The organism is uncultured Candidatus Puniceispirillum sp., assembly GCF_963979125.1.
Taxonomy (GTDB): domain Bacteria; phylum Pseudomonadota; class Alphaproteobacteria; order Puniceispirillales; family Puniceispirillaceae; genus Puniceispirillum.
Genome location: NZ_CAXBVX010000019.1, coordinates 1 through 24359 on the forward strand (window position 1 = coordinate 1; position 24359 = coordinate 24359).

At 50.2% G+C, this 24359-nt stretch carries 23 protein-coding genes; 7 read left to right on the forward strand and 16 right to left on the reverse strand.

Translation table 11 applies throughout. The features are described from left to right. The 3 genes from ABNT28_RS03495 to ABNT28_RS03505 all read left to right on the forward strand — a co-directional run. Positions 1-1216, forward strand: a 1216-nt coding sequence (locus ABNT28_RS03495) for a helicase C-terminal domain-containing protein (RefSeq protein WP_348721015.1), incomplete at its 5' end; no start/stop codon positions are given. A 186-nt stretch (positions 1217-1402) separates the two neighbouring features. Beyond that, the gene (locus tag ABNT28_RS03500; RefSeq protein WP_332924560.1) at positions 1403-1729 is read left to right on the forward strand and encodes a DUF4258 domain-containing protein; all 327 of its coding nucleotides are present in this window, start codon (positions 1403-1405) and stop codon (positions 1727-1729) included. Between the two features lie 36 nt (positions 1730-1765). Continuing rightward, positions 1766-2227: a helix-turn-helix domain-containing protein gene (locus tag ABNT28_RS03505; protein ID WP_332924561.1), complete on the forward strand. Its 462-nt coding sequence runs from the start codon at positions 1766-1768 to the stop codon at positions 2225-2227. 88 nt (positions 2228-2315) lie between these two features. Here ABNT28_RS03505 and groL read toward each other — a convergent pair whose 3' ends face one another. The 6 genes from groL to ABNT28_RS03535 all read right to left on the reverse strand — a co-directional run bounded on the left by groL (position 2316) and on the right by ABNT28_RS03535 (position 7992). Further along, complete coding sequence (gene groL / locus ABNT28_RS03510; protein ID WP_348721016.1) at positions 2316-3965, reverse strand: chaperonin GroEL; 1650 nt, start codon at positions 3963-3965, stop codon at positions 2316-2318. A gap of 36 nt (positions 3966-4001) precedes the next feature. Beyond that, positions 4002-4289, reverse strand: coding sequence for a co-chaperone GroES (gene groES, locus ABNT28_RS03515; protein WP_332923436.1), 288 nt, complete (start codon positions 4287-4289; stop codon positions 4002-4004). A gap of 133 nt (positions 4290-4422) precedes the next feature. Next, positions 4423-4863 (reverse strand): DUF934 domain-containing protein, encoded by a 441-nt coding sequence (locus tag ABNT28_RS03520; protein WP_332923437.1) that lies wholly within the window; start codon positions 4861-4863, stop codon positions 4423-4425. Next, a complete protein-coding gene (locus ABNT28_RS03525) occupies positions 4856-6511 on the reverse strand; it encodes a nitrite/sulfite reductase (protein WP_348721017.1) in 1656 nt (551 codons plus the stop codon). Before ABNT28_RS03525 ends, ABNT28_RS03520 begins: the two co-directional genes overlap by 8 nt. Continuing rightward, entirely contained in the window at positions 6489-6851 is a 363-nt protein-coding gene (locus tag ABNT28_RS03530; protein ID WP_348721018.1) for a DUF2849 domain-containing protein, read from the reverse strand. Before ABNT28_RS03530 ends, ABNT28_RS03525 begins: the two co-directional genes overlap by 23 nt. Position 6852: 1 nt before the next feature. Then, positions 6853-7992 carry an NAD(P)-dependent oxidoreductase gene (locus ABNT28_RS03535; protein WP_348721019.1) on the reverse strand — a complete coding sequence of 380 codons (1140 nt, stop codon included), beginning with the start codon at positions 7990-7992 and terminating at the stop codon, positions 6853-6855. Between the two features lie 294 nt (positions 7993-8286). On the opposite strand from ABNT28_RS03535, the gene ABNT28_RS03540 reads away from it, so the two are divergent. Further along, positions 8287-9333: a COX15/CtaA family protein gene (locus tag ABNT28_RS03540; protein ID WP_332923441.1), complete on the forward strand. Its 1047-nt coding sequence runs from the start codon at positions 8287-8289 to the stop codon at positions 9331-9333. On the opposite strand, the gene aspS is transcribed toward ABNT28_RS03540, so the two are convergent. The 4 genes from aspS to ABNT28_RS03560 all read right to left on the reverse strand — a co-directional run bounded on the left by aspS (position 9330) and on the right by ABNT28_RS03560 (position 13198). After that, positions 9330-11102 carry an aspartate--tRNA ligase gene (aspS, locus tag ABNT28_RS03545; RefSeq protein ID WP_332923442.1) on the reverse strand — a complete coding sequence of 591 codons (1773 nt, stop codon included), beginning with the start codon at positions 11100-11102 and terminating at the stop codon, positions 9330-9332. The two genes, ABNT28_RS03540 and aspS, sit on opposite strands and share 4 nt — an antisense overlap. Positions 11103-11248: 146 nt before the next feature. Beyond that, the gene (gene bmt / locus ABNT28_RS03550; RefSeq protein WP_332923443.1) at positions 11249-12304 is read right to left on the reverse strand and encodes a betaine--homocysteine S-methyltransferase; all 1056 of its coding nucleotides are present in this window, start codon (positions 12302-12304) and stop codon (positions 11249-11251) included. A 13-nt stretch (positions 12305-12317) separates the two neighbouring features. Then, positions 12318-12563: a DUF1289 domain-containing protein gene (locus ABNT28_RS03555; protein ID WP_332923444.1), complete on the reverse strand. Its 246-nt coding sequence runs from the start codon at positions 12561-12563 to the stop codon at positions 12318-12320. Positions 12564-12670: 107 nt separating this feature from the next. Continuing rightward, the gene (locus ABNT28_RS03560) at positions 12671-13198 is read right to left on the reverse strand and encodes a DJ-1/PfpI family protein (RefSeq protein WP_332923445.1); all 528 of its coding nucleotides are present in this window, start codon (positions 13196-13198) and stop codon (positions 12671-12673) included. A gap of 610 nt (positions 13199-13808) precedes the next feature. Here ABNT28_RS03560 and ABNT28_RS03565 point away from each other — a divergent pair. Next, positions 13809-15254, forward strand: coding sequence for a TrkH family potassium uptake protein (locus tag ABNT28_RS03565; RefSeq protein WP_332923446.1), 1446 nt, complete (start codon positions 13809-13811; stop codon positions 15252-15254). Between the two features lie 137 nt (positions 15255-15391). Here ABNT28_RS03565 and ABNT28_RS03570 read toward each other — a convergent pair whose 3' ends face one another. The 6 genes from ABNT28_RS03570 to ABNT28_RS03595 form a co-directional block, all read right to left on the reverse strand. After that, positions 15392-15979 (reverse strand): hypothetical protein, encoded by a 588-nt coding sequence (locus tag ABNT28_RS03570; RefSeq protein WP_332923447.1) that lies wholly within the window; start codon positions 15977-15979, stop codon positions 15392-15394. A gap of 107 nt (positions 15980-16086) precedes the next feature. Next, positions 16087-17022: an Hsp33 family molecular chaperone HslO gene (locus tag ABNT28_RS03575; protein ID WP_348721020.1), complete on the reverse strand. Its 936-nt coding sequence runs from the start codon at positions 17020-17022 to the stop codon at positions 16087-16089. Positions 17023-17078: 56 nt separating this feature from the next. Next, positions 17079-17987, reverse strand: coding sequence for an ornithine carbamoyltransferase (argF, locus tag ABNT28_RS03580; protein WP_332923449.1), 909 nt, complete (start codon positions 17985-17987; stop codon positions 17079-17081). 36 nt (positions 17988-18023) lie between these two features. Beyond that, positions 18024-19241 carry an acetylornithine transaminase gene (locus ABNT28_RS03585; protein ID WP_332923450.1) on the reverse strand — a complete coding sequence of 406 codons (1218 nt, stop codon included), beginning with the start codon at positions 19239-19241 and terminating at the stop codon, positions 18024-18026. Positions 19242-19471: 230 nt separating this feature from the next. Next, positions 19472-20593, reverse strand: coding sequence for a 2'-deoxycytidine 5'-triphosphate deaminase (locus tag ABNT28_RS03590; protein ID WP_332923451.1), 1122 nt, complete (start codon positions 20591-20593; stop codon positions 19472-19474). Positions 20594-20674: 81 nt separating this feature from the next. Beyond that, a complete protein-coding gene (locus ABNT28_RS03595; protein WP_348721021.1) occupies positions 20675-21481 on the reverse strand; it encodes an ABC transporter permease in 807 nt (268 codons plus the stop codon). 257 nt (positions 21482-21738) lie between these two features. On the opposite strand from ABNT28_RS03595, the gene ABNT28_RS03600 reads away from it, so the two are divergent. Both ABNT28_RS03600 and acs read left to right on the forward strand, forming a co-directional pair. Further along, complete coding sequence (locus ABNT28_RS03600; protein ID WP_332923453.1) at positions 21739-22284, forward strand: RecX family transcriptional regulator; 546 nt, start codon at positions 21739-21741, stop codon at positions 22282-22284. 101 nt (positions 22285-22385) lie between these two features. Next, positions 22386-24326: an acetate--CoA ligase gene (acs, locus tag ABNT28_RS03605; protein WP_332923454.1), complete on the forward strand. Its 1941-nt coding sequence runs from the start codon at positions 22386-22388 to the stop codon at positions 24324-24326. Positions 24327-24359: the final 33 nt, after the last annotated feature.

Genomic DNA, 24359 nt, shown 5'->3' on the forward strand with positions numbered 1-24359 from the left:
TGCGCGCGCGGCTGATCCCGAAAGCCAATATGATTTACAAAGCGAACTGCATCCAGCATCGGATGATTTGCTGACATCAGCGTCCGCGTTTGCAGATCGATTGCAACATCTGGTGGTGCCGCTTAATAATCTGGCAAAACGCCTCAAAGCGCTACTTGATGACAAGGTCGATGAGCTGGACAGCGCCACACGGGCGCGAATTGAGGGTGCCATTCGCGGGCTGGAACTACGCGCGGCTGGGCCCGTCAATGCGTGGCAACTGATGCTGGGCGATGTGCGTGATGGACAGCGTGATGGCTTTGTTGACTGGTTACAGATTGACCGGATCGAAGGTCAGGATCGTGATGTCGGCTATGCCCGCCATTGGCTTGATCCAACCATTCCCTTTGCCGCCGATGTGCTGGACGGAGCGCATGGGGTGGCGATCACGTCGGCAACCCTGCAGGATTATGCCCAGCCCAAACGCAACCAAGCCGAAAAAGAAGCCGCATCAAAAGACACGGCCAGCGATAGTGCTGTCGTTGCTGATGGTTGGGCTTCGGCCTTGGCTTTGACTGGCGCGGCACATCTGGCACATCCGACATTGCGCGCAGCTTTCAGCTCACCCTTTGACTATGCCAACCAGACACGTATTTTCGTGGTCAATGACGTGGTGCGTGATCGTCCCTCGGCAACGGCGGCGGCAATGGCAGGCTTGATGCAGGCATCAGGCGGCGGTGCCTTGGGGCTGTTTACGGCGGTGCGGCGGCTAAAAGCCGTGCATCCCGATCTGCTGGCACGTCTCGAGGCGGCAGGTTTGCCGCTCTATGCCCAGCATATTGACAAAATGAATTTGCAAACCTTGTTGCAAATGTTCCGAGAAGAGGCCGAATCATGCCTGTTAGGTACCGATGCGGTGCGCGATGGCATTGACGTGCCAGGGGCGGCGTTACGCATGATCGTGTTTGACCGCATGCCGTGGCCACGAAGTGATCTATTGTTTCAGGCACGCGCTAAATGGCAAGGCCGTGATGCCTGGACCGAGCGGCTGGCACGGTTAAAGTTGCGTCAGGCCTTTGGCCGATTGATTCGCCGTGATACTGACCGCGGTGTTTTTGTGATGCTGGACAGCCGCCTGCCCACCCGCCTGACCACAGCCTTTCCGCCCGATGTCGAGGTGCAGCGTGTCGGGCTTGCCGAAGCCATCGCCCGCTCCAGGGAATTTTTGGAGAGCTAATCGTCACTATTGGGCATATCACGCGCTTAATATGTGAATTAACAAATGTTCCAGTCACAATTTCACAGATACTTGACAGACGATGTAAATTGCCTGTATATATCATGATGATATATATCACCATGATACTTTTACATGATTATAATGCTGGTGTTTAGCCCATGAAATCATACGCAGAAGCTATCAATGACGAAACCAACGGCACTTACTCCAGCTCGTGCGACAAAGTTGATTTGGGGGTTAGCAGCAAATGATCTGACAACTTGGATACAGCGAGTTCATTTTAAGGATCGACTCAACGAACGTGGTTTGATTATTGCCGATGTCAGAAATCTGCTGAAAACTGGATATGTTTATGATGATGCGGAAGCATCTTCACAAGATGGCTTCTGGAAATATAAGGTCGAAGGCAAAACTCCTAATTCACACAGCCGGAGTTTAGTCGTTGTGATCGTTCCAGATTTTGACACAAAGATGATAAAATTTATCACGATATTTTGGAAAGATGAGTAACCCATACGAAATCCATCGGGGATATTGGAGTAAACAATGAAAAAGCAAGATTATCATTACACTGAATGCGGGTTGGATAATGTCATCGTTGCCGATGCCGACTTTGATATAATCGATGACGGCGGTGAGAAAATCATCCAGATACCCGCTGTCGGCATGCTTCATAAAGCGATTGCCGAAGGGCTGATAAACCAAAGTGGTGCCTTAAGTGGTGCTGAAATTCGTTTTCTGCGAACAGAAATGGGTATGACACAAGCTGAACTGGCTAAATTACTTCATCGCGATACGCAGTCAGTTGGACGGTGGGAGCGCGATGAATGCCCTATTGAACCAACCCAAGATATGACATTGCGCCAGATTGCGCGCGATCAACTCGATGTCAGCCTATCATATGGTATAGCTGAATTGAGTGCGCGGGTCACACCGCAGGCATCGCAAAATCAGATCAAAATCAGAAAAGTTGCTGACACCAACAAGCCCTATCAATTTGCGGCCTAGGGTTGTTTTCTCCTAATTATCCCAAACAAAAACCGGAGGGCGTTGCCACCCTCCGGTCTGATAGTCTTTCACATATAGATGGCGGACTTTAGAAGCCCATGCCACCCATACCGCCCATGCCGCCCATATCAGGGGCTGCTGGCATTGCTTCTTTTGGCTCTGGCTTTTCTGCAACCATAGCTTCGGTTGTGACCAATAAGCCAGCAACAGATGCTGCATTTTGCAAAGCAGAACGTACTACTTTAGTTGGATCGATAACACCGGCTTTAATCATGTCGGTATATTCGTTGTTCTTGGCATCGTAACCCATGTTTGCATCGTTGCTTTCCATGAGCTTGCCAACAATGACAGACCCTTCAGCACCAGCGTTTTCCGCGATGTTACGGGCAGGTGCCTGTAACGCACGACGAACGATGTTGATACCAACTTCCTGATCACGGTTAGCTGGCTTCAAGCTGTCAAGAACGACAGATGCACGAACAAGCGCAACACCACCACCAGGGACAATGCCTTCTTGAACCGCAGCACGCGTTGCATGCATAGCATCGTCAACACGATCTTTACGCTCTTTCACTTCAACTTCGGTTGCACCACCAACTTTGATCACAGCAACACCGCCAGCCAGTTTGGCCAGACGCTCTTGCAGTTTTTCACGATCATAGTCTGACGTGCTTTCTTCAGCTTGCGCGCGGATCTGGTTACAACGTGCTTCGATCTCGGTCTTGTCACCAGAACCGTCAACGATTGTTGTTTCGTCTTTGGTGATTTCAACACGCTTGGCAGAACCCAGCATCTCAAGAGTCAAGCTATCAAGTGCGATGCCAACTTCCTCAGATACAACGGTACCATTTGTGAGAATGGCAAGGTCTTCCATCATGGCTTTGCGGCGATCGCCGAAACCAGGCGCCTTAACCGCAGCAACCTTTAGGCCACCACGAAGACGGTTCACAACCAAAGTTGCCAATGCTTCACCTTCAATATCTTCGGCGATGATCAGCAATGGACGACCTGACTGCACAACTTTTTCCAGAATAGGAAGCATATCTTGCAGATTAGACAGTTTCTTTTCGTGAAGCAGAATATACGGCTCTTCAAGAACAGCGCGCATTTTCTCAGCGTCAGTCACAAAGTATGGTGACAGATAACCACGATCGAACTGCATACCTTCAACAACATCCAATTCGGTGTCGAGGCTTTTGGCTTCTTCAACGGTGATCACACCTTCATTGCCAACACGCTCCATGGCTTCGGCAATCATCTTGCCGATTTCTTCTTCGCCATTAGCCGAAATGGTGCCAACCTGGGCCACTTCGTCAGATGTTGAAATGGTCTTTGAACCCGCAACAATCTTTGCAACGACAGCTTCGACAGCCATGTCGATACCACGTTTTAGATCCATTGGATTCATGCCAGATGCAACAGCCTTTGCGCCTTCTTGGGCAATGCTTTGCGCCAGAACGGTTGCGGTCGTTGTGCCGTCACCAGCAACGTCATTTGCTTTTGACGCCACTTCACGCACCATCTGTGCGCCCATGTTCTGAAATCTGTCTTTCAATTCGATGTCTTTGGCAACCGTCACACCATCTTTGGTGATCCGTGGTGCGCCAAATGACTTTTCCAAAACCACGTTACGGCCTTTTGGACCCAATGTGACTTTAACGGCGTTAGCTAGGATATCGACACCTTCAAGCATCTTGGTTCTAGCTTCTGATCCGAATTTGACTTCTTTAGCAGCCATTTTCTGTATTCCTTCTCTTTAGAACTAAGGGGCGATCTATTCGATAACGCCCATGATGTCGGATTCTTTCATGATCAGGTAATCCTGACCGTCAATTTTGACTTCGGTACCTGACCATTTGCCAAACAGCACAGAATCACCAGCTTTAACGTCGAGCGGCTGGACTTTACCAGTCTCATCTCTTGCGCCAGCTCCGGCGGCAATTACTTTGCCTTCCATTGGCTTTTCTTTGGCTGTATCCGGAATAATGATCCCGCCTGCAGTCTTTTCTTCCGATTCCATCCGCTGTACTACGACGCGGTCGTGAAGGGGCCTGAATTTCATGCCTTTCTCTCCTCCGTTATGCAAATAAAGTGTCACTAGCACTCACCCATCGTGAGTGCTAGCCCTTAATTAATGCTATGTGGGCTACCTGCGACAGCTTGTCAAGCAATGCGCAAAAAAAATGATCAAAAAATCAATTATTGTCATACTTATTCTGCATGGCAGACGTGACCATACGGCTACGAGGTGATTTTGCCATATGCTGAAAATAAGCTGGCATAGCCGATAAGGCACTTTGCCAGTCAGCTATTTTGGCCATTGGAATTTCGGCATGGCTGAAACCGCATCGGCGTAAATATTCCGCCTGATCGGCAATCACATGGCCGCTGGCAATAAGCATACCCGAAAAGCCAGAATCGCGAATGCGCCGGGCATAGGTAAAACCACGCCCATCGGAAAATTTGTCAAAACTGATCTCGATCACGCGACTGGTGTTCAATCCTGCAATTTCATCATCAGCAGGCGGGCTATCGCTGGTGGCAAAGACATAATCCGCGATACGCCTATCTTGCATGTCTGTCACCATGCCATCGGCAAGATCAAATAGCTGTCTCTGGGTATCATCGTCACGCATAAAGCGACTCCTTGAATGGCGCTGTACCAAGACGCGTCAGACTATCGGCAAATGTTTCATTATCTTGTCGTAAATCCATATAGGTATCGACGATGCGCTCGATCGCGGCAGGCACATCAGCCTCTTCAAAAGATGGCCCCATGATGGTACCAACAGCAGCCGCTTCGCCCGCCTGACCGCCAAGCGTGATCTGATAATGTTCAACACCCTTTTTATTGACACCCAATATGCCAATATCGGCCGCATGATGATGCCCGCATGCATTGATGCATCCGGAAATATTAAGCCGAAGTGCCCCAATGTCAGCGCGCCGATCAGCATCGTCAAAGCGGCGAAAAATTTTGTCGGCCAATGGCAATGAGCGGGCATTGGCTAGATTACAGTAATCCAACCCCGGACAGGCGATCATATCGCCAATCAACCCTGCCTCTCCGCCGGCAAGGCCAAGTTTAGCCAATCTGTTAAACACTGCCGGAAGATGCTGTTTAGCCATATGCGGGATAATCAGATTCTGTTCATAGGTGACGCGGATTTCACCCTGCCCAAAGGCCTCGGCAATATCGGCAATCGCCTCCATCTCATGCGCCGAGGCATCGCCTGGCGGGCGGTCAATGGCTTTCAGGCTGATAGTGACCGAGCAATAATCGGGATGCCAATGGGCATGGATATTACGTGCCATCCAAAGATCAAACGCACAGTCATTTTGGCGGCGGGTGGTAATATCATGCACATAATCGCTATCGGTTATTATCGGCAGGTCTATGGGTGCAAAATAACCAACTATCCGATCACGTTCACTATCGGGCAGTTCAACCGCGCTCTCACGGATTTTATTCCATTCGGCCTCAACGGCATCACGAAAGGCATCAATCCCCATCGCCTCAACCAGAATTTTGATACGTGCCTTATAGATATTATCACGCCGTCCGGCCTGATTATAGACGCGCAAAATCGCTTCAAGATAGGATAGCAAATGCCGCTTTGGCAGAAAGGTGGCGATCTGCTGGGCGACACGCGGCGTGCGTCCCTGGCCGCCACCAACCAGCACGCGAAAGCCAATCTGGCCATCTTTATTTTTGACCATCCGCAAGCCTATGTCATGAAAGCCGGTGGCCGCGCGGTCATCTATCCCGGCCGAAACAGCAATCTTGAATTTGCGCGGTAGAAAGGCAAATTCAGGATGCAGGGTTGACCATTGCCGGATGATTTCACACCAGCCACGCGGATCTTCCAGCTCGTCGGCCGCCGCCCCAGCTAACGGATCCGAAGTGACATTACGAATGCAATTACCCGATGTCTGGATTGCATGCATATCAAAGCTGGCAAGCCGATCCAGAATATCAGGCGTTTCCACAAGCTTGATCCAGTTAAACTGGATATTCTGGCGGGTGGTAAAATGACCAAAGCCACGATCAAAATCGCGGGCAATACCTGCCAAGCCACGAAGCTGATCTGCATTCAGGACACCATAAGGAATCGCGATCCGCAACATATAGGCATGAAGTTGCAGATACAGACCATTTTGCAAGCGCAGAGGCTTAAATTCGTCCTCGCTTAACGCGCCTGACAGACGACGTTCGACCTGATTGCGGAATTGTGCCGCCCGCGCTTTGACAAAAGCATGGTCAAGCTGATCGTAGCGATACATCTGACGTTCTTCTCATGACGGGGTGAAAATACCTATCTAACGATATGGACGCACAAGCTGGCTTATCGGCAGGGGGTATAATCGACGGTCCTTTGGCCGCGCGGATCATTTCACGGGCTGACTGATCCGCCTTACCATTCACCGCGACAGCATAGACCGAAACAATCCGGTTTGCGGCGGCATCCTGTTCGGCACGCGCATGTGCACTTTGCGCGTTATCGGCATCAAATATCGCAGCTCTGCTTCGGTTCGCTGTCCAATCAAGCTTGCCCGTCATCCACAAAACAACACCATCTTCAAGCCGGTTTGCGGTCAGAATAATATCGTCTGTTTTGGGCATATCAGGCTCCTTCACGTAGTTTGTTATAGTGATGATTTATCACGCCCCGTTTCATTATTTCGCTAGCCTCAATGGCTGGTCGTAGCGTGGTTTGAATAGGCATAAGCGGTAGTGCGGCTGAGGTGATATGCTGGCACGCAATGCCATGGTCACTAAGGGCTTTGGCAATAAAATCAGCACTTCTGATTTGGCGCGGGTCACCCCCTACCAGACAGATGACACGATCTGATGTTTCAGACGCCGCTTTCAGCTTGCTGATAAAAGATACAATCGACATGTCACCTTCATGCTGGCCAAGCTGGCAGAATGTCAGTGTGGCCTCACGCCGTGCCAGATCAAGCACCTCATCGGAAACCAGATGATCGTAAAAAATGCTATCGGCATGACGAATGGCGTCAGCCGCATCAAGCGATAACAGCCCCTTGGCACCGGCACCCGCATCAACAACATGTATCTGCGCCCCATCGGTGCCTGTCTGATCTTGCGATAATACTGCATCGCCAAGCAAACGCATGATAGCGCTATCAGCCACTGCGGTCTTGCCAGCAAGAATATAATGGGCAATCTGGCCATTTAGAATCTGATGTTGCAACCCACGGCGCATTGCATTCGGAAAATGCTTTATCCGGTCACGAAGCCGGAACAGATAATGCGCCAATTTGCCTGTTGCTGGTGCCAGCATGTCTTCGATCCGTGCCCGAATATGCTGAGCCAGAACCGGCGCCAGACCCGCAGTCGAAATTGCCACAATGACTGGTGAACGATCAACAATCGAACCCAGAAAGAAACTACATAATGGAATCGTATCCGGCACATTAACAGGCACCCCAAGCGATCGGGCATGTACGGCAAGCCTTTTATTGCGCAACGGATCACCTGTTTCGATAATCACCAAAGGCCGACCAGCCAGCATCGATAACACCGCATCATCATGCGGCGTCACCCCATCAAGCACATGCACATGACCAGCATCAGCCACAATTGGACATGTCGATGCTGTCATTGATGTTGCTGTAACGACGTCAACAACTGGAGCTATTTTTAACAATAGACGTATTTTAGAAGCCAATAGATCACGATCGCCAATCACCAATGGCGGTGTGGTTTGCACATCGACAAAAATTGGAAAATGTGACGACATCTCTCAGGCTCCTCAGCCAAGACAACTCAATAAATAGTTTCAGAGGTTATAATTGATAAAATTTTGTGCTATTTAAATAAAATACGGCACCTAAAGAAAAATAATTTCTTCTTTAGATAATTTTTGGTATTTATTTCTGATTTTATGATGTCAGGCAAAATATGGATGTGCCTTCAATATAGAGCCCTGCGGCAATGCGACCATTTAATCTGCCCGCCCACGATGCTATAAGTCGTGATCGGGGGAATTATTACGTAGCCACAGGTTGGTTGCCATGTCTGGAGTATAAAAGCAGTGACCACAAATGTATCTTCATTCTGGTCGGCGCACGCCACCCAAAAGTCGCATAACATAGTTGCAATCTGGCTATTGATCATGGCGGGGCTTGTTGCGGTTATGGTGGTCATTGGTGGCATTACGCGCCTGACTGGTAGCGGCCTTTCAATGGTTGAATGGCGCCCGCTAATGGGAACTTTGCCGCCGCTAAGCGATGCCGAATGGAATCGCGTTTACGCGCTATACAAACAATCCCCCGAATATGACAAAATCAATTTTGGGCTTGATATGGCTGGCTTCAAGCTGATTTTCTTTTGGGAATATTTTCACCGTTTATGGGGGCGCTTGCTTGGTGTTGCCTTTGCTGTGCCGCTGATATGGTTTGCGGCAAAACAGATAATTCCTGCTGGCTATGGCCGTCGCCTGATTATGTTGTTGGTGCTTGGTGGATCGCAAGGTGTGATTGGCTGGTGGATGGTCAAATCCGGCCTGTCGCAAGATGCCACTGTATCACAATATCGGTTGGCAACGCATCTTGGGATGGCGCTGTTCATTTTCAGCTTGCTGATTTGGGTTGCCCTTGATCTGCGTGATGGTCAGTCACTTCGCCCGACAGGTCATGGACTTGGCAGTCTGATCTTGGTTGCGGTCACCATTCTGGCAGGAGCTTTGGTCGCTGGAATGGATGCTGGGCTTCTTTATAATGAATATCCACTTATGGGCGACGGGCTGGTGCCTGTCGAATATGGTGACGAAGGCTGGCGTGATACGTTTGAAAATCCGGCATCGGCACAGTTCCACCATCGCTGGCTTGCGGCTTTGACTTTCATTGCTGTACTCGCGCTTGCCTTGCGTGCACGCATCACGCCTGCATTGCAACGTCAGGCTTATATGGTGCTTGCCGCCATCAGCGCACAATTCATCATTGGCATTTTCACCTTGCTAAATGGCGTACCTGTATGGCTTGGCGGCTTGCATCAGGCGGGCGCGGTTGTCTTGCTTGCCAGCGTTCTATGGCTATTGCATGGAACTGGCAGACGGCCAACCGCGGCTTCAATCAGCTAGCCTGATTTTTTTGGTACTGGTGCGCGGCGGACATGTAGCTCGTTTAACGCAGAATCATCAACGTCCGATGGCGCGGCCATCATCAGATCTTCAGCCTTGCCATTCATCGGGAACAGAATAACCTCACGGATATTCGGCTCGTCAGCGATCAACATAACCATGCGGTCAATGCCCGGGGCAATACCCCCATGCGGCGGCGCGCCAAAGCGGAACGCATTGATCATCGCCGGAAACTTGTCATCAACAACTTTATTGTCATAACCAGCAATTTCAAAGGCCTTATACATCACTTCGGGCAGATGGTTCCGGATCGCTCCTGAAGATAATTCAACACCGTTACAGACAAGGTCATATTGCCAGGCCTTAATATCCAGCGGATCCATGTCCTGCAATGCCTGCATACCACCTTGCGGCATTGAAAACGGGTTATGCGAAAAGTCGATCTTGCCTGTCACTTCGTCTTTTTCAAACATCGGGAAATCGACGATCCAGGCAAAACGGAACACTCTTTCGTCAATCAGATTTTGATCCTGACCAATTTTCACCCTGGCACGTCCAGCCAGACTTGCCGCCGCATCAGGCTCTGCACAAGCAAAAAACACAGCATCGCCATCCTCGGCACCAACTTGCAAACGAATGTCTTCGGCCTTCTCGGCACCCAGCGCTTTGGCCACTGGCCCGCGCGCTTCACCTTCGCCATAGATGATATAGCCCATACCTGGCGCGCCTTCACCTTGCGCCCAGCTATTCATCCGGTCAGCAATAGCGCGGCTACCACATTTTGGTCCTGGCACAGCGCGCACAACGGCACCTTTTTCAATATTCTTGGCAAAAATCGAAAAGCCTGAGTCACGGAAAATATCGGTCACATCACTGATCTCGAACGGGATACGCAGATCAGGTTTGTCATTGCCATATTTCAACATCGACTCGGCAAATGGGATATGCACCCATTCTTTGCCGCAATCTTTGTCTGAAAATTCTTCAAAAACACCGCGAATGACTGGCTCAACTGCATCAAAAACATCCTGCTGTTCGACAAAGCTCATCTCCAGATCAAGCTGGTAGAATTCGCCTGGGCTTCGATCAGCGCGGCTATCTTCATCGCGAAAACAGGGCGCAATCTGGAAATAGCGGTCAAAACCAGACACCATTATCAACTGCTTAAACTGCTGCGGGGCTTGTGGCAGCGCATAGAATTTACCTGGATGCAAACGCGCTGGCACCAGAAAATCACGCGCCCCTTCGGGCGAAGATGCGGTCAGGATCGGCGTCTGAAATTCAGTAAAACCTTGGTCAACCATACGCGCGCGGATTGATTGGATAATCTGGGCGCGGAGCATGATATTGGCATGCGGACGGCCTCGGCGCAGATCAAGATAACGATAACGGAGCCGTGTTTCCTCGCCTGAATCTTCATCCGAATTGACCTGAAGCGGCAATGTATCGGCCGCTGACTGCACCTCGAAATTTTCAATGCGCACTTCGATATGACCTGTTGGCAAAGACGTATTGATGGTGTCTTCGCTACGCCGCACAACTTCGCCTGTGATGGTCACAACCGACTCAAGACGCGTTGCCTCGACAATGGCAAAGCTGGCATCTGATGAATCAGCAACACATTGCGTCAGACCATAATGATCGCGCAGATCGATAAAGACAAGTTGACCATGATCGCGCTTTCGATTGATCCAGCCAGAGATACGGACTTTTTCGCCGACTGCAGCCTCGGTTAGGGCAGCGCAGGTATGGGTGCGGTAAATATGCATAAGTGAAGCTCCAAAAACGACCGGTCATCCCCGGCTAAAATCGGGGCGAGTATGCAAATTATGACTGCCTGACGCAACCAGCTTTCACGCAATTTAGCTTTGATACGCAATAATCACGGTTATATCAGGCAAAATATGGAAAATATCTAGCTTCGGCGACGACCTCGGCGCCCCCGGCGGCCACCCTCACTCGTTCTGGCGTTATAGTCATCACCGCTATCGGTGTCAGCTTTAATCTGCACATCCGCCCATGGGGTACCAAGCACCGCCTGCATATGATCTACATCAAGCGCGCCAGCCGGACGTGTTGCCAAAGCCGCGCTCATGGCGGCAACATGCGCTGGCGTTGTACCACAACAGCCGCCAATGATGCTGATTCCCGCATCACGGGCAAAAAGCGCATAGCTTGCCATCAATTCGGGGGTGCCATGATAATGGATCGCGCCTTCGACATAGGCTGGAATTCCGCAATTACCCTTGGCAACCATCGGCATATTGGCAGCTAAAGCGGTCGTGGCCATGCCAGTCATCGAATGCATCAATTCGGCTGGCCCAATACCGCAATTGGCACCCAGCACATCAACGCCTAGCGCAAGTGCCTGTTCGGCAAATTGCTGGGGTGTGATCCCCATCATGCTACGGCTGGCCGTATCAAAAGTCATGGTCACCGCAACAGGCAGGCCGGTTGTTTTCGCAGCGTTCACCGCGGCATCAACCTCTTCGGTTGATGACATGGTTTCCACCCACAACATATCAACACCGCCATTTGCCAGCGCCATTGCCTGTTTTTTAAAGGCCTCAAATGCCGCATCCGGAGTCAAGGCACCAAGCGGTTCGAATAATTCGCCCGTAGGCCCAATTGATCCGGCAATAATCGCATCGGAACCGGTTTTGTCTCGATGGCTTGTAACTGCCGACACAGCATTGACCGCCGCCGCATGATTGAGTTCTTCAACCCGATCCTGCGCTTCGTGTAACTTCAGACGGAAGGACGTGCCGCCAAAGGAATTGGTCAGGATAAGATTCGAACCGGCTTGCAGAAAGCTGTCATGCAACCAGAGAATGTCATCGGGACGTTCAACATTCCATAATTCAGGCGGATAGCCTGTTTCAAGGCCACGTCCAAACAGATTTGTACCTGTCGCACCATCTGCAATTAGATACGAACGTTCAGCGAGCATATCATGAAATTTTGATGACATATTCTGTCTCGGTTTATCTTTCACCAGCAATCGTTCGACGCCGTGTAGGGCGTCGGCGGATACCGGTTTTTGCTGCACGACGCTCATTCAGAGTGTCAAGCAAGTCACGTTGCGCCTCTGCACCCATACGGCTCCAGCTGGCGATTTCTTGCCTTGTACGGTAACAGCCAAGACAGACATCCGCCAGCGGATCCATTTGGCAAATAGAAATACACGGAGACGGCATAGAGGCGGGGACATCTGGTTGTTTTGAACGCATCATCCCTACCTTTATTGATCGCCTTTATACATGGCCTGATTCATAGCTATTGATCAAGGCCGATTTATGCAACGTCTAACGTCGTATTTTCATAGACAGCTTGGTAGTTAGGCTGCCTGACTTTCGCCCGCAGATGCTACCATAACGTCATTTAACTTTTCTAAGCCTGATTCAAATGTTGCGCCAAGCGGAATCTGAACCAGATTTTTATCCACGGCAATCTCGGTATTTGCTATGTCAAAATCAACAGCCCGTGCGGCTTGGTCTTCAACTAGACCAAGAAGCCGGATAGCTTCGCCCAGCATCATGACAGGCATATCTTCACGTAAAAAGGCGCGCAGAACACGTTTGGCATGCACCTCATTCATTAGCTTTTCCACATGACGGTCACCTGTTGGGATGATCAGGGCATCATAGTCAATCGCCAGTGTTGTCGAGAGCGTGCTGTCCACTGGATAGGACATGCCCCAGCCAGTTCCATTCCAAGAATTGGTCAGGCCCGCATCACGTGAAATAATCTTTAGTTTGGCAGTTTTTGCAAGCATTGCACGCTGGATGGCGATAAATTTATCCTCATCAAAACCGCTAGCAACCATTATACCAATCGTCTTGCCTGCAAAATTATTCACCTGCATGGATATCTCCTTATATAAACTGAACAAAACCGTTACGGTTTTTTATGTAAAACAAATCGTTGGTTAACAAGCGTGCTGACAAAACATCAGCACTGCATTGTGAAATTCATGTTTGAAGCTCTTGGTCGGCGCGCATGATTGCACGTGAAAAATCCCAAGAACGCGCGACATATACCTTGTCTGTAAGCTTTTTTCAAGCCCTGCTTTCCCTGTGCGTAGGGTGCATAGGCTGGATATGCAATGGATATTTATGAAGATCATAATGCCAGCCATGATTGATAGGATGCGCCCTTACAACCTGACTTTGTAAGCTCTGATTATTCGTGAGGTCTAAATCAATGTCGGATACAAAGGAGAAAATTAAAAAATCCAGAATGTCCCAAATATATTTTTCATCATATCAACCAGATGGCCTGCAAACATGTATCAGCAAAATCTATCAGCGCGCACCCTCGCGATAAGTCCACAGGGAAAAATATTGCGTTCAGGCGCTATTTTCGGCATATATAGGCGCATCAAGAAGCAGCTTTGATTTATAGAATCATGATTAACAGGCGTCATGACGCGCCTATGTTAGCGACGAGGGGCTGGGATCTAACCCGCAACCATCATGCAGTTTTCACCTGTTCTGAACATTCTGGGCCTTTTGACGACCATTCTGGCAGCAACCATGCTGATCCCGATGTGCGTCGATCTGTATTTTGGTTCTGGTGACTGGCAGGTTTTTGCCATTTCATCCTTATTCACCGCTTTCTTTGGTGTCACCACATGGTTGGCAACGTCACAACGTGAACCACTTGATCTGGGACTGCGTCAGGCGTTTTTGCTGACCAACGGGTCATGGATGCTGATTGGTGTTTTTGGGGCACTTCCCTTTATGTTCTGCGAATTACAGCTAAGCCCAACTGATGCGCTGTTTGAATCGGTATCGGGGATCACCACAACCGGCTCAACCGTTTTGCAACAAATCGAGATGGCGTCACCAGGCATTCTGATGTGGCGTGCGCTTTTGCAATGGCTTGGCGGGGTAGGTATTATTGTGATGGCGATGGCGGTTTTGCCTATGCTGTCAGTTGGCGGTATGCAGCTATTCCGCACCGAATCCTATGAACGCGCTGACAAGGTTGTGCCACGTGCCGCCCAATTGGCAGGTGGCATCGGGTTGGTCTATACTGGACTGACAGCGATATGGGCAATCATGCTGACGGCGGCTGGCATGGGAACATTTGACGCGCTTACCCATGCCATGACGACTTTGGCAACTGGCGGTTATTCTACACGCACGGCCTCAATTGGTGCGTTTGACTCGGTGGCTATCGAATGGATTATCATCGCTGGCATGATCGTTGGCAGTCTGCCATTTGCGCATTATCTGGCATTGGTACGTGGCGGATGGCGTAATCTGGTCAATGACCCTCAGGTTAAATGGTTCTTTATTCTTCTGATTGGTCTTGTGGCGCTTTTGGCATGGCATCTGTCAGCAGGCGGTTACAAAATATCCCACGCGATCCGTGAATCCAGCTTTAATACGATTTCGATTCTGACTGGCACTGGTTTTGGCAGTGCTAATTTTTCGGCATGGGGCGGTTTTGCCTCGACGATGTTGCTGATCGCCATGTTTATCGGGGGCTGTGGTGGATCGACAACCTGCGGCATCAAAGTGTTCAGACTTCAGGTGCTAGCAACAACCGCGCGTGTCCAGATCAGCCGCTTGTTGCGTCCTCATGGCGTTGTGCTTGCCTATTATAACCGCAAACCTGTCTCTAGTGAGGTCATGGATTCGGTGATGGCCTTTTTCTATGTGTATATTTTGTGCTTTGTCATTCTGGCGATTTTGCTGGGCATGATGGGGCTGGACTTCATTACCGCTTTATCTGGTGCCGCCACGTCGATCAGTAATGTCGGCCCCGGATTGGGTAATCTGATTGGTGCAGAAGGTAACTTTGCCCTGCTTCCTGATCCGGCAAAATGGGTCATGTCATTTGGCATGTTGCTTGGTCGGCTGGAATTATTTACCGTCCTTGTCATGCTTAACCCTGGATTCTGGCGACGGTAAAGCATCATCCGGCCATAGCCGACAGATGATCGCGAATTATATAAGCATCATCCGGCCATAGCCTACAGATGATCGCGAATTATATAAGCATCATCCGGCCAAAGCAACGCGCCCATCAAAAACTATGCAGAAACTCACTAGGGAACAGTGATATTCGGAATTTTGGCGATTTCTTCACGCGCTTGTTTATCCAGCAAATTCACCGTGGCAAGCAAGGTTTCTTGTATCGCAATATTCAGGTCATTGGCGCTGGATGATTCGGGAATAGTCACCGAATGGCGCGCCGATAGTTCAATCATGCCTTGAAAGCCGCCAACTGGCTGTAGCCAAATCAGGCGCGCTTCGAGCTGCGCTTCGATTTTGCTATCCTGTTCATCGGTAATCAGGCTGTTCAGCCCTGCCGAGCGCGCCAATTTGGTGCGCGTTAATGATGCGCGCGAAATATCCAGCACCAACTCACCGCTTGCCCCAGCAGGCAACAATATTCGTGAAGCCCAGTCAATCACCACATTCGATGGTGCTGGATTGGCAAGATAGCCAATATAAGGCGCTTCGACCGGCATCTGCCAGTTTTCGATAATTTCCATGCGCCGCGCATTCATCCGCAAAGGCTGATAATTGTCAGCTTCGAATTTCAATGGCGCGATCACTGTTGTCGTGCTTGCCCCACATGCGCTCAGAAAAATCAGCGTCACAAGGCTGAAAAGCAGGGACATTTTGTGCATCATCATCACTCCGGATATTAATAATGAAAAAGACTGCGCCAATTAAAGGTTAAGTTAAAGACTAAACGTCACTTTATGACCAACCCGCACCCAGATTATACCCCGTATTAGCCCGCCAGCACATCGGTATCAAAACGGCGCTCGGTTTTGCAAAATTCACAGGTCACGAGGATTGTGCCATCATCATCAAGCAGGTCATCAGCGTCTTCGGGCTTGAGTTGTTTTAAAATAGCCTCAACCTTTTCCATATTACATCGGCACTCATCCATCACTGGCCGGGCGGGGGCAACATGTGGCGATAATGTATTAAACAGACGAAACACAAGCTGATCTGGCGTGATTTCCGGACTCAGCAATTCAGTCTGCTTGACTGATGCCATTAATGTTTTTGCTGTATGCCAAACATCGTCATGCATCTCTATATCAGCTTTGCTTGGATTTTTACCGCCTTCCGTGGCGATACGTTGAAGCATCATAGCTGTCGCTTGCCAGCCATCATCGCCCAGCCCAGACGCTGATGTCACTGTCGTTTCCAACTGTTCGGAATTGGCAAACCATGCCATTGCCGCATCGCGTAATTCAGGACCATCTAGCTCGACAATACCCTGATAGCGGCCACCGGTGGCACCTTCATCGACGGTAAATGCCATATAGCCTGTACCCATAATCTGCGGCAAATTTGAGACACCATGAACTGAAACAACTGCTGCCGTATCTTCGGCAAAAGCTGTATAGCCGCGCATGGCACCTGTTTCAGTAATATCGGCAAATAGGGTGCGCGCACGACCATCCCCTTTGGCCTGCAAGGTAAAAATGCCGTCAAATTTCAGCGTGCTTGACAAGCAAGCGGTCATCGCCAGCGCTTCGGCTTGAAGCAAAGCAACATCCTGAGGATAGTTATGGCGCGCCAGAATTGTGTCAGCGACATGACCTACCGACGCGATGCGTCCACGCACAAGAGGTGTTCCGGTATGTTCATCTGCAAGATAGAAAGGCAAAATCTGGGCATCTGGCCGAAGATTATCATTTATAACAATATCCATTAATCTGTCTCTTCCGGCTATAAATTCAGGTAGCTGAACATTCGGGCGCTTAAAAATTAATTACCACCTACGCACCAAGCCAATATCGCCTTTTGCGCATGCAAACGATTTTCGGCTTCGTCAAACACAACTGACTGCGGCCCGTCAATGACATCAGCTGTCACTTCCATACCGCGGATAGCTGGCAAACAATGCATGAAAATCGCATCTCCCGCAGCCACCGCCATAATGTCGGTATTGACCTGATATGGCGCAAAATCTTCGGCACGGGTACCTTCGTCATCACCCATTGAAATCCAGACATCGGTGACAACAGTTTGTACATCTCTGGCTGCGTCCATCGCATCATCGGTCAGCGTGATATCGGCACCCTGTGCACGTGCCCATGCCAGCAACTCGCTTGACGGCGCATAACCATCGGGGCAGGCAATGTTCAATTTAAAACCAAAAACAGCCGCCGCCTCGATCCAGCTTGTGGCAACATTATTACCATCACCAAGCCATGCCACACTTTGTCCAGCTAGCGGTCCGTGACGTTCGATCATCGTTTGCAAATCAGCCATAATCTGGCATGGATGCGACCATTCAGTCAGCGCATTGATAACCGGTACAGTTGCATATTCAGCCAAAGTCAGCAGCATATCATGCTTGAAACAGCGGATCATGATCGCATCAACATAACGAGATAATACTTTGGCTGTGTCCGAAACACTTTCACCGCGACCTACCTGCAAATCATTTGCCGATAGAATCAATGGTGTTCCCCCCAGTTCGGTAATGCCAACTTCAAAAGACACACGTGTACGTGTTGACGGCTTTTCAAAAATCATCGCTACCGATTTACCCGCAAGCGGCTTGGCAACAGCTGAACCAGCTTTACGATCCGCCTTCAGGCTTGCCGCCTGGTCAAGAATGACCGATAGCGTATCAGCATTAAAATCACGTATATCCAGAAAATGTCGCATCACGTAAATCCTGTTCAACCAGCCGCCCTAATGCCGCTAGCTAGTCTGCCCTTTGGCATCAACTGTCTTATTTGTTTCAAAAACATGCGCAAGCGCGCCTAGCACAATATCGATCTCATCTTCGCTGATAATCAGCGGCGGCAAAAGCCGCAAGGTGTTTTCCGCCGCTGGCACCGCCAGAACATGCTGTGCACGCAAACCCGCCATAATTGTCGCCACATTACAATCGTCAGCGCATTTTATGCCCCGCAGAAACCCACGCCCGCGCAATTCCTCAATCATCTGCGGATAGGCATTCTGCAATTCACGCAACCCTTTATCAAGTAATGCCGCCCGCCGTTGGACATCAGCCAGAAAACCAGGCTTTGACAGTTCGTCCAACACCACGTCTGCCGCCGCCATCGCCAGCGGATTACCGCCAAAGGTCGATCCATGCGTTCCCGGTGTCATGGCATTACCCACTTTTTCGCTGGCGATCACCGCACCAACCGGAAAGCCACCGGCAAGCCCTTTGGCAAGCGCGATAATATCTGGCTTGATACCTGATTCCTGAAACGAAAACATATGGCCTGTCCGGCCAATACCCGCCTGCACTTCATCGGCAATAATCAGCGCACCAAATTCATTGGCCGCCGCCCGGGCTTCGGCCATATAGTCGCTAGGTACTTGCTTGGCACCACCTTCGCCTTGCACAGCCTCGATCATGATTGCCGCCACATGTGGCCCCATCGCCGCGCGCAGGCTGTTCATATTACCAAAGCTGACATGTTCAAATCCGGCTGGCATCGGCCCAAAGCCAGTTCTAAAAGCAGGCCGGTCAGTTGCTGCCAGCATGCCCAATGTCCGGCCATGAAACGCACCTGATGCACATAGAATGGTCATCCGTTCAGGCATGCCCGCTTCATGCGCGGCGCGGCGGGCGATCTTCACCGATGCTTCGGTCGCCTCGGCACCCGAATTACAAAAGAACACCTGATCCAGCCCTGATAGCGATGCAAGCTTTTTCGCCACACGTTCCTGACCTGGAATCCGGTACAGATTCGATGTATGCCATAATGTGGCCGCTTGCGCCTGCAAGGCCGCCACCAGCCCGGGATGCGCATGGCCAAGCGTATTGACCGCGATACCACTAGCACAATCGAGATAGCGGATTCCGTCATCGCTTTCCAGCCAGCAGCCATCACCGCGCACAAACGCAATTTCGGTGCGTCCATAGGTTTTCATAACGGCACTATTATCGGCGTAATTTGTCATCGTTCGTTCATCATATTCGTCAAAAATTATCTATCCAGAATGCGCTTTCGACCATCTTTGGCAGGCGCGCCATAAAGGCTTGGAAACATACCCCAAAAAGCAAACCACCCCCGAAACACTATCGAAGGTGGATAAACAAACATTCCTGTGGCGGCCAGCACCCTAAATCATGCAATCAATCTGGATTTTTTGCCTCGCAATGTCAAGAAACTAAGCGTTTGTATCCACCCTCAGTCCTGAATGAAATGTTTTGCTAGGCGCAAACCCTGTGATTGATAGTTTGATCCACTGCCACCACTGCCATAAAGCGTTTCCGGAATTGCGCTCATTGGTTCATAGACAAGGCGGCAGACAGTCTGTCCTTCTTCGATCAGAAACGGCACATCATGCGAACGCACTTCCAGAACGGCCCGCGTTGGCGTTGCACCAATTTCGGCCACCCCAAAGCCCGGATCAAAAAAACCAGCATAATGTGCGCGAAATTCCCCTACACGCGTATCATAAGCGCGCATTTCGGCAGCATGGTCTTTGGGCACTGTTACAAATTCACGGCTTGCCAGAATATAGAATTCATCCGGATTCAGCACCAACCCGCCAGCTGTAAGATCCGCTGGTGTTAATTGTTCCCAGAATTCGTTAACCGTAACGCTGGCTGGGGCATCAATATCGATCAGACCTGCATGTTTACGCGCGCGCCAGCCAATCATGCCGCTGTGAATATCTGGTGCCAGATTGACTGATAAAGCAATGCCGTCACGAATATCTGGCGCATTGGTGCCATGTACAAGCCCGACCTTGCTTTGCAAATCCTGCATCATATCATCTGATATATGCGGCTGGCCGCGTCGCAGACGTAATTGCGAAAGCCGCGATCCGGCTCGTACCAGAACCGAAAAAGTCCGTGGCGAAATTTCGGCATAAAGTGGACCATGATAGCCTGCTTTTACCGCTTCGAATTCCAGCGCATTATCTGTAATCAGGCGGGTAAATATATCCAGACGTCCTGTCGAGCTTTTTGGATTCGCCATCGCCGATAGATCATCTCGCAACGCCAATGATTCCTGTAATTTGACAATATAGACACACCCACGTTCCAGCACCGCCCCCGCACTCAGGTCAATCTTGTGCATGGCAAATTTTTCTAGTTTTTGCGCGACTGTGCTTTCGGCACCTGGCAGAAAAGACGCTTGGACACGCCAGGCCTCGCCGCCAAGACGCAGATCAAGGCTGGCAGGTTGTAGCTGGCCATCAGAAAAATCATTGTCACCGGGCAAAATAACGCCTGCATCCGCCGCCGCGCGAAGCGCCTGTACAGGCAGAATGCCGTCATTCTGATGTCTTGTTTCGGCCATGTGATCTTTATCCTTATCTGGTTCGGCGTTTGGGCTGGGTATCCATCGGTGCCTTTATAGCATTATCAGTACTATGTGCGACTAGCTTTTCAAACGATAGCCTGATTTCAACGCGCGATAACATATGATACCAAGCACTAGATTAAGGCTAACAAGACATAAAACACCTGTGATAAGTGGTCGGTCAGCCACCCCAATCATACCAAAGCGAAACCCGTCAATCGCATAAAATACCGGATTCAGCGCCGCGATTGTATCAAAGGGGGCTGGCAAACGGTTGATCGAATAAAATGTGCCTGACAGAAAGGCCAGCGGCTGAATAACAAAATTGGTGATGGCCGCCATTTCATCAAACTTATTGGCCCAAATCCCTGCCAATATGCCAGCAAAGGCCATCACCAAAGCCCCCAGAAACATAAATAATAACGCTGTGAAAGGCGCGTTTGGCAGGCTGCCACCTCCCAATATAAGCAAAGCGACCGCCGTGACCACGCCCACCATCATACCGCGTGTAACCCCTGCCAATGCCATTGCCGCCAGCACTTCACCAGCCCCAAGCGGCGGCATCAGCACGTCAACAATCGTGCCTTGTACCTTACCAACAACAAGTGATGATGATGTGTTTGCAAAAGCATTCTGCAACAGATTCATCATCACCAGACCTGGCGTTAGAAAGGTCACAAAATCAACCCCATCAGCCAGATTTACACGGTCACCTACCGCCACCACAAACACCATCAGAAACAAAACCGACGTCATCACTGGCGCAATCAGCGTTTGCATCAAAATCTTAATAAAGCGGCGAACTTCACGCATATATAAGGTGTACAAACCGATGGTGTTGAGCTTGCCGATTTTTACCGGCCGCATGATATAGCTATCTGCCATCTTGTCCGATACCTTGAATGTGTCCGATGATGTGGGGGCCGTATGATCTGGCTTATGCTTGTTTTTGGCTGTTTGGTTCATGGCGTCAAAATAAGCCCCGCGGTACAAAAGCGCAATGGCTAGAAAGCGAGGTATGCCACTTCATATCCGATTTGGCATCGAAATGCGTTTCGGCATAGGCTAATATCGATTTTTAATAACAACCAGCAGATAGCGATATAACCAGCATGGATCAAAGCAGGATTAAAAAACGGCTTATGAATAAAGCTGTGCATTATCTTGGCCGCTATGCAACATCGCAACACCGGCTTGGTCAGGTGCTGGCACGTTTCGCAACGCGTAAACTTGCCGACGCTGATGCGGCCGACGTGGAAGCCGCGATTGCAGAAACCATCATCCAATGTGCCGAATTTGGTTATGTGCAGGATGATGTTTATGCCCGTACCCAAGCACGAAGCCAGCGTAATCAGGGACGTTCAGCGCGCGTCATCCGGCAACGTTTACGCCAGCATGCAATCGATAATGACGACATAAGCGCCGCCATTGATGAAGCTGATGAACATGTCGAAGATGGTGAATTGCTGGCGGCTTTCCGCTTTGCGCGGCGACGGCGACTGGGGGTTTTTGCAACAGCATCCTCTTCAACCGACCCACAGGTTTTACGCAACCGACATCTTGGATCGCTGGCACGCGCAGGCTTTGCAATGGCCATTTGCCAAAAGGTTCTGGCTGTAGCGAATCGCGAGGATGCTGAAATACTGATTGATGCACTGACCAGCGGTGAACCGCATCCTGGTCTATAAGCTCATAGAATTGGCACAAATCTATGCATCACAGTCTTGCCATTGCGCCTTTCAGTAAATAGGCTGAAAAAAACAGGCAGTAGCCGACAATGGAGAGTTTAATGGAAGCAGATTCAGTTTTCGCACCAAGTCAGGAATTAGCGGCACAGGCACATGCAAACGACGCACAGTATAAAGCACTTTATGACGCCTCGATTGCCGATCCAGATGCGTTCTGGGATGCACATGGTAAACGCATCGACTGGATGAAGCCCTATAGCCAGGTCAGCGATGTATCCTATGATGCCAATGATCTGCACATAAACTGGTATGCTGATGGCACGCTGAACGCCTCGGTCAACTGCCTTGATCGGCATCTACATAGCCGCGGCGATCAAACCGCAATTATATGGGAAGGTGACGACCCGAATGACCATAAACATATCTCTTATCGCGAACTGCATGAAGAGGTATGTAAATTTGCCAATGTGCTCAAAGCCAATGGTGCAAAGAAAGGTGATCGCATAACCATCTATATGCCGATGATTCCCGAAGCCACCGTTGCGATGCTGGCTTGTGTGCGCATTGGTGCGGTGCATTCGGTTGTGTTTGGCGGGTTTTCACCTGACGCGCTGGCTGGCCGTATTCAAGATTGCGATTCAAATATGGTTATCACTGCCGATGAAGGTGTTCGTGGTGGCAAACCTATCCCGCTAAAAGGCAATACTGATGCGGCTCTGACAAAATGTCCCGACTGCACCACCTGTATTGTGGTCAAACGAACTGGCGGTGCCATCGACTGGGTTGAAGGCCGTGATGTCTGGTATCACGAAGCAATGCAAGTAGCAGATGCTGATTGCCCGCCCGAAGAAATGAATGCCGAAGATCCGATGTTTATTCTCTATACCTCAGGTTCAACAGGCAAACCCAAGGGGGTCTTGCATACCACTGGCGGTTATATGGTTTATGCCTCTATGACACATCATTATGTATTCGATTATCATGATGATGAAATCTATTGGTGTACTGCCGATGTTGGCTGGGTTACCGGACATAGCTATATCGTGTATGGGCCGCTGGCAAATGGTGCCATATCACTGATGTTTGAGGGCATTCCTACCTATCCTGACAGTTCGCGCTTCTGGCAGGTCGTCGAAAAGCACAAGGTCAATATTTTCTATACCGCGCCAACGGCTATCCGCGCCTTGATGCGTGATGGGGATGCACCCGTTAAAAAATGTGATCGCTCGTCTTTGCGGCTACTAGGTACTGTGGGTGAGCCAATCAATCCCGAAGCATGGCTATGGTATCATGAAGTGGTTGGTGATAAACGATGCCCGATTGTCGATACATGGTGGCAGACAGAAACTGGCGGCATCATGATTACCCCTCTGCCAGGTGCCACAGCAACTAAACCGGGGTCGGCAACACGGCCTTTCTTTGGCGTCAAACCGGTGCTGGTTGATGGTGAAAACAACCCGCTAGACGGTGCTATCGAAGGCAATTTATGTATCGATCATTCATGGCCTGGCCAGATGCGGACAGTTTATGGGGATCATCAGCGTTTCATTGAGACCTATTTCACCACTTTCCCTGGTCGCTATTTTACAGGTGATGGCGCCCGCCGCGACGAAGATGGCTATTACTGGATCACCGGACGCGTTGATGATGTTCTGAACGTATCGGGGCATCGCATGGGCACCGCTGAGATCGAGTCGGCATTGGTTGCACACCCACATGTCGCCGAAGCCGCCGTTGTTGGCTATCCGCACGATATTAAAGGACAGGGCATCTATGCCTATGTCACTTTGGTTGCCGGCGTTGACGCCAACGACGCACTTCTTGCCGAATTACGCCAATGGACACGCAAGGAAATTGGGCCGATCGCAACGCCTGATCTTTTGCAATGGGCACCGCAATTACCCAAAACGCGCTCAGGCAAGATTATGCGGCGGATTTTGCGGAAAATTGCGGCGAATGAATTTGATCAGCTTGGTGATACATCAACACTGACCGATCCGGCTGTTGTTGATGATCTGATCGAAAACCGCCAGAACCGCTAAAGCATCATCCACCACGCCGAGCGATGGTGATAG

Excerpts from the sequence above, each read along its gene's own strand:
- ABNT28_RS03500 (WP_332924560.1), top strand. The coding sequence starts at position 1,403 with ATGACGAAACCAACGGCACTTACTCCAGCTCGTGCGACAAAGTTGATT.
- ABNT28_RS03505 (WP_332924561.1), top strand. The coding sequence starts at position 1,766 with ATGAAAAAGCAAGATTATCATTACACTGAATGCGGGTTGGATAATGTC.
- groL (WP_348721016.1), bottom strand. The coding sequence starts at position 3,965 with ATGGCTGCTAAAGAAGTCAAATTCGGATCAGAAGCTAGAACCAAGATG.
- groES (WP_332923436.1), bottom strand. The coding sequence starts at position 4,289 with ATGAAATTCAGGCCCCTTCACGACCGCGTCGTAGTACAGCGGATGGAA.
- ABNT28_RS03520 (WP_332923437.1), bottom strand. The coding sequence starts at position 4,863 with ATGCGTGACGATGATACCCAGAGACAGCTATTTGATCTTGCCGATGGC.
- ABNT28_RS03525 (WP_348721017.1), bottom strand. The coding sequence starts at position 6,511 with ATGTATCGCTACGATCAGCTTGACCATGCTTTTGTCAAAGCGCGGGCG.
- ABNT28_RS03530 (WP_348721018.1), bottom strand. The coding sequence starts at position 6,851 with ATGCCCAAAACAGACGATATTATTCTGACCGCAAACCGGCTTGAAGAT.
- ABNT28_RS03535 (WP_348721019.1), bottom strand. The coding sequence starts at position 7,992 with ATGTCGTCACATTTTCCAATTTTTGTCGATGTGCAAACCACACCGCCA.
- aspS (WP_332923442.1), bottom strand. The coding sequence starts at position 11,102 with ATGCATATTTACCGCACCCATACCTGCGCTGCCCTAACCGAGGCTGCA.
- bmt (WP_332923443.1), bottom strand. The coding sequence starts at position 12,304 with ATGTCATCAAAATTTCATGATATGCTCGCTGAACGTTCGTATCTAATT.
- ABNT28_RS03555 (WP_332923444.1), bottom strand. The coding sequence starts at position 12,563 with ATGCGTTCAAAACAACCAGATGTCCCCGCCTCTATGCCGTCTCCGTGT.
- ABNT28_RS03560 (WP_332923445.1), bottom strand. The coding sequence starts at position 13,198 with ATGCAGGTGAATAATTTTGCAGGCAAGACGATTGGTATAATGGTTGCT.
- ABNT28_RS03565 (WP_332923446.1), top strand. The coding sequence starts at position 13,809 with ATGCAGTTTTCACCTGTTCTGAACATTCTGGGCCTTTTGACGACCATT.
- ABNT28_RS03570 (WP_332923447.1), bottom strand. The coding sequence starts at position 15,979 with ATGCACAAAATGTCCCTGCTTTTCAGCCTTGTGACGCTGATTTTTCTG.
- ABNT28_RS03575 (WP_348721020.1), bottom strand. The coding sequence starts at position 17,022 with ATGGATATTGTTATAAATGATAATCTTCGGCCAGATGCCCAGATTTTG.
- argF (WP_332923449.1), bottom strand. The coding sequence starts at position 17,987 with ATGCGACATTTTCTGGATATACGTGATTTTAATGCTGATACGCTATCG.
- ABNT28_RS03585 (WP_332923450.1), bottom strand. The coding sequence starts at position 19,241 with ATGACAAATTACGCCGATAATAGTGCCGTTATGAAAACCTATGGACGC.
- ABNT28_RS03590 (WP_332923451.1), bottom strand. The coding sequence starts at position 20,593 with ATGGCCGAAACAAGACATCAGAATGACGGCATTCTGCCTGTACAGGCG.
- ABNT28_RS03595 (WP_348721021.1), bottom strand. The coding sequence starts at position 21,481 with ATGGCAGATAGCTATATCATGCGGCCGGTAAAAATCGGCAAGCTCAAC.
- ABNT28_RS03600 (WP_332923453.1), top strand. The coding sequence starts at position 21,739 with ATGAATAAAGCTGTGCATTATCTTGGCCGCTATGCAACATCGCAACAC.
- acs (WP_332923454.1), top strand. The coding sequence starts at position 22,386 with ATGGAAGCAGATTCAGTTTTCGCACCAAGTCAGGAATTAGCGGCACAG.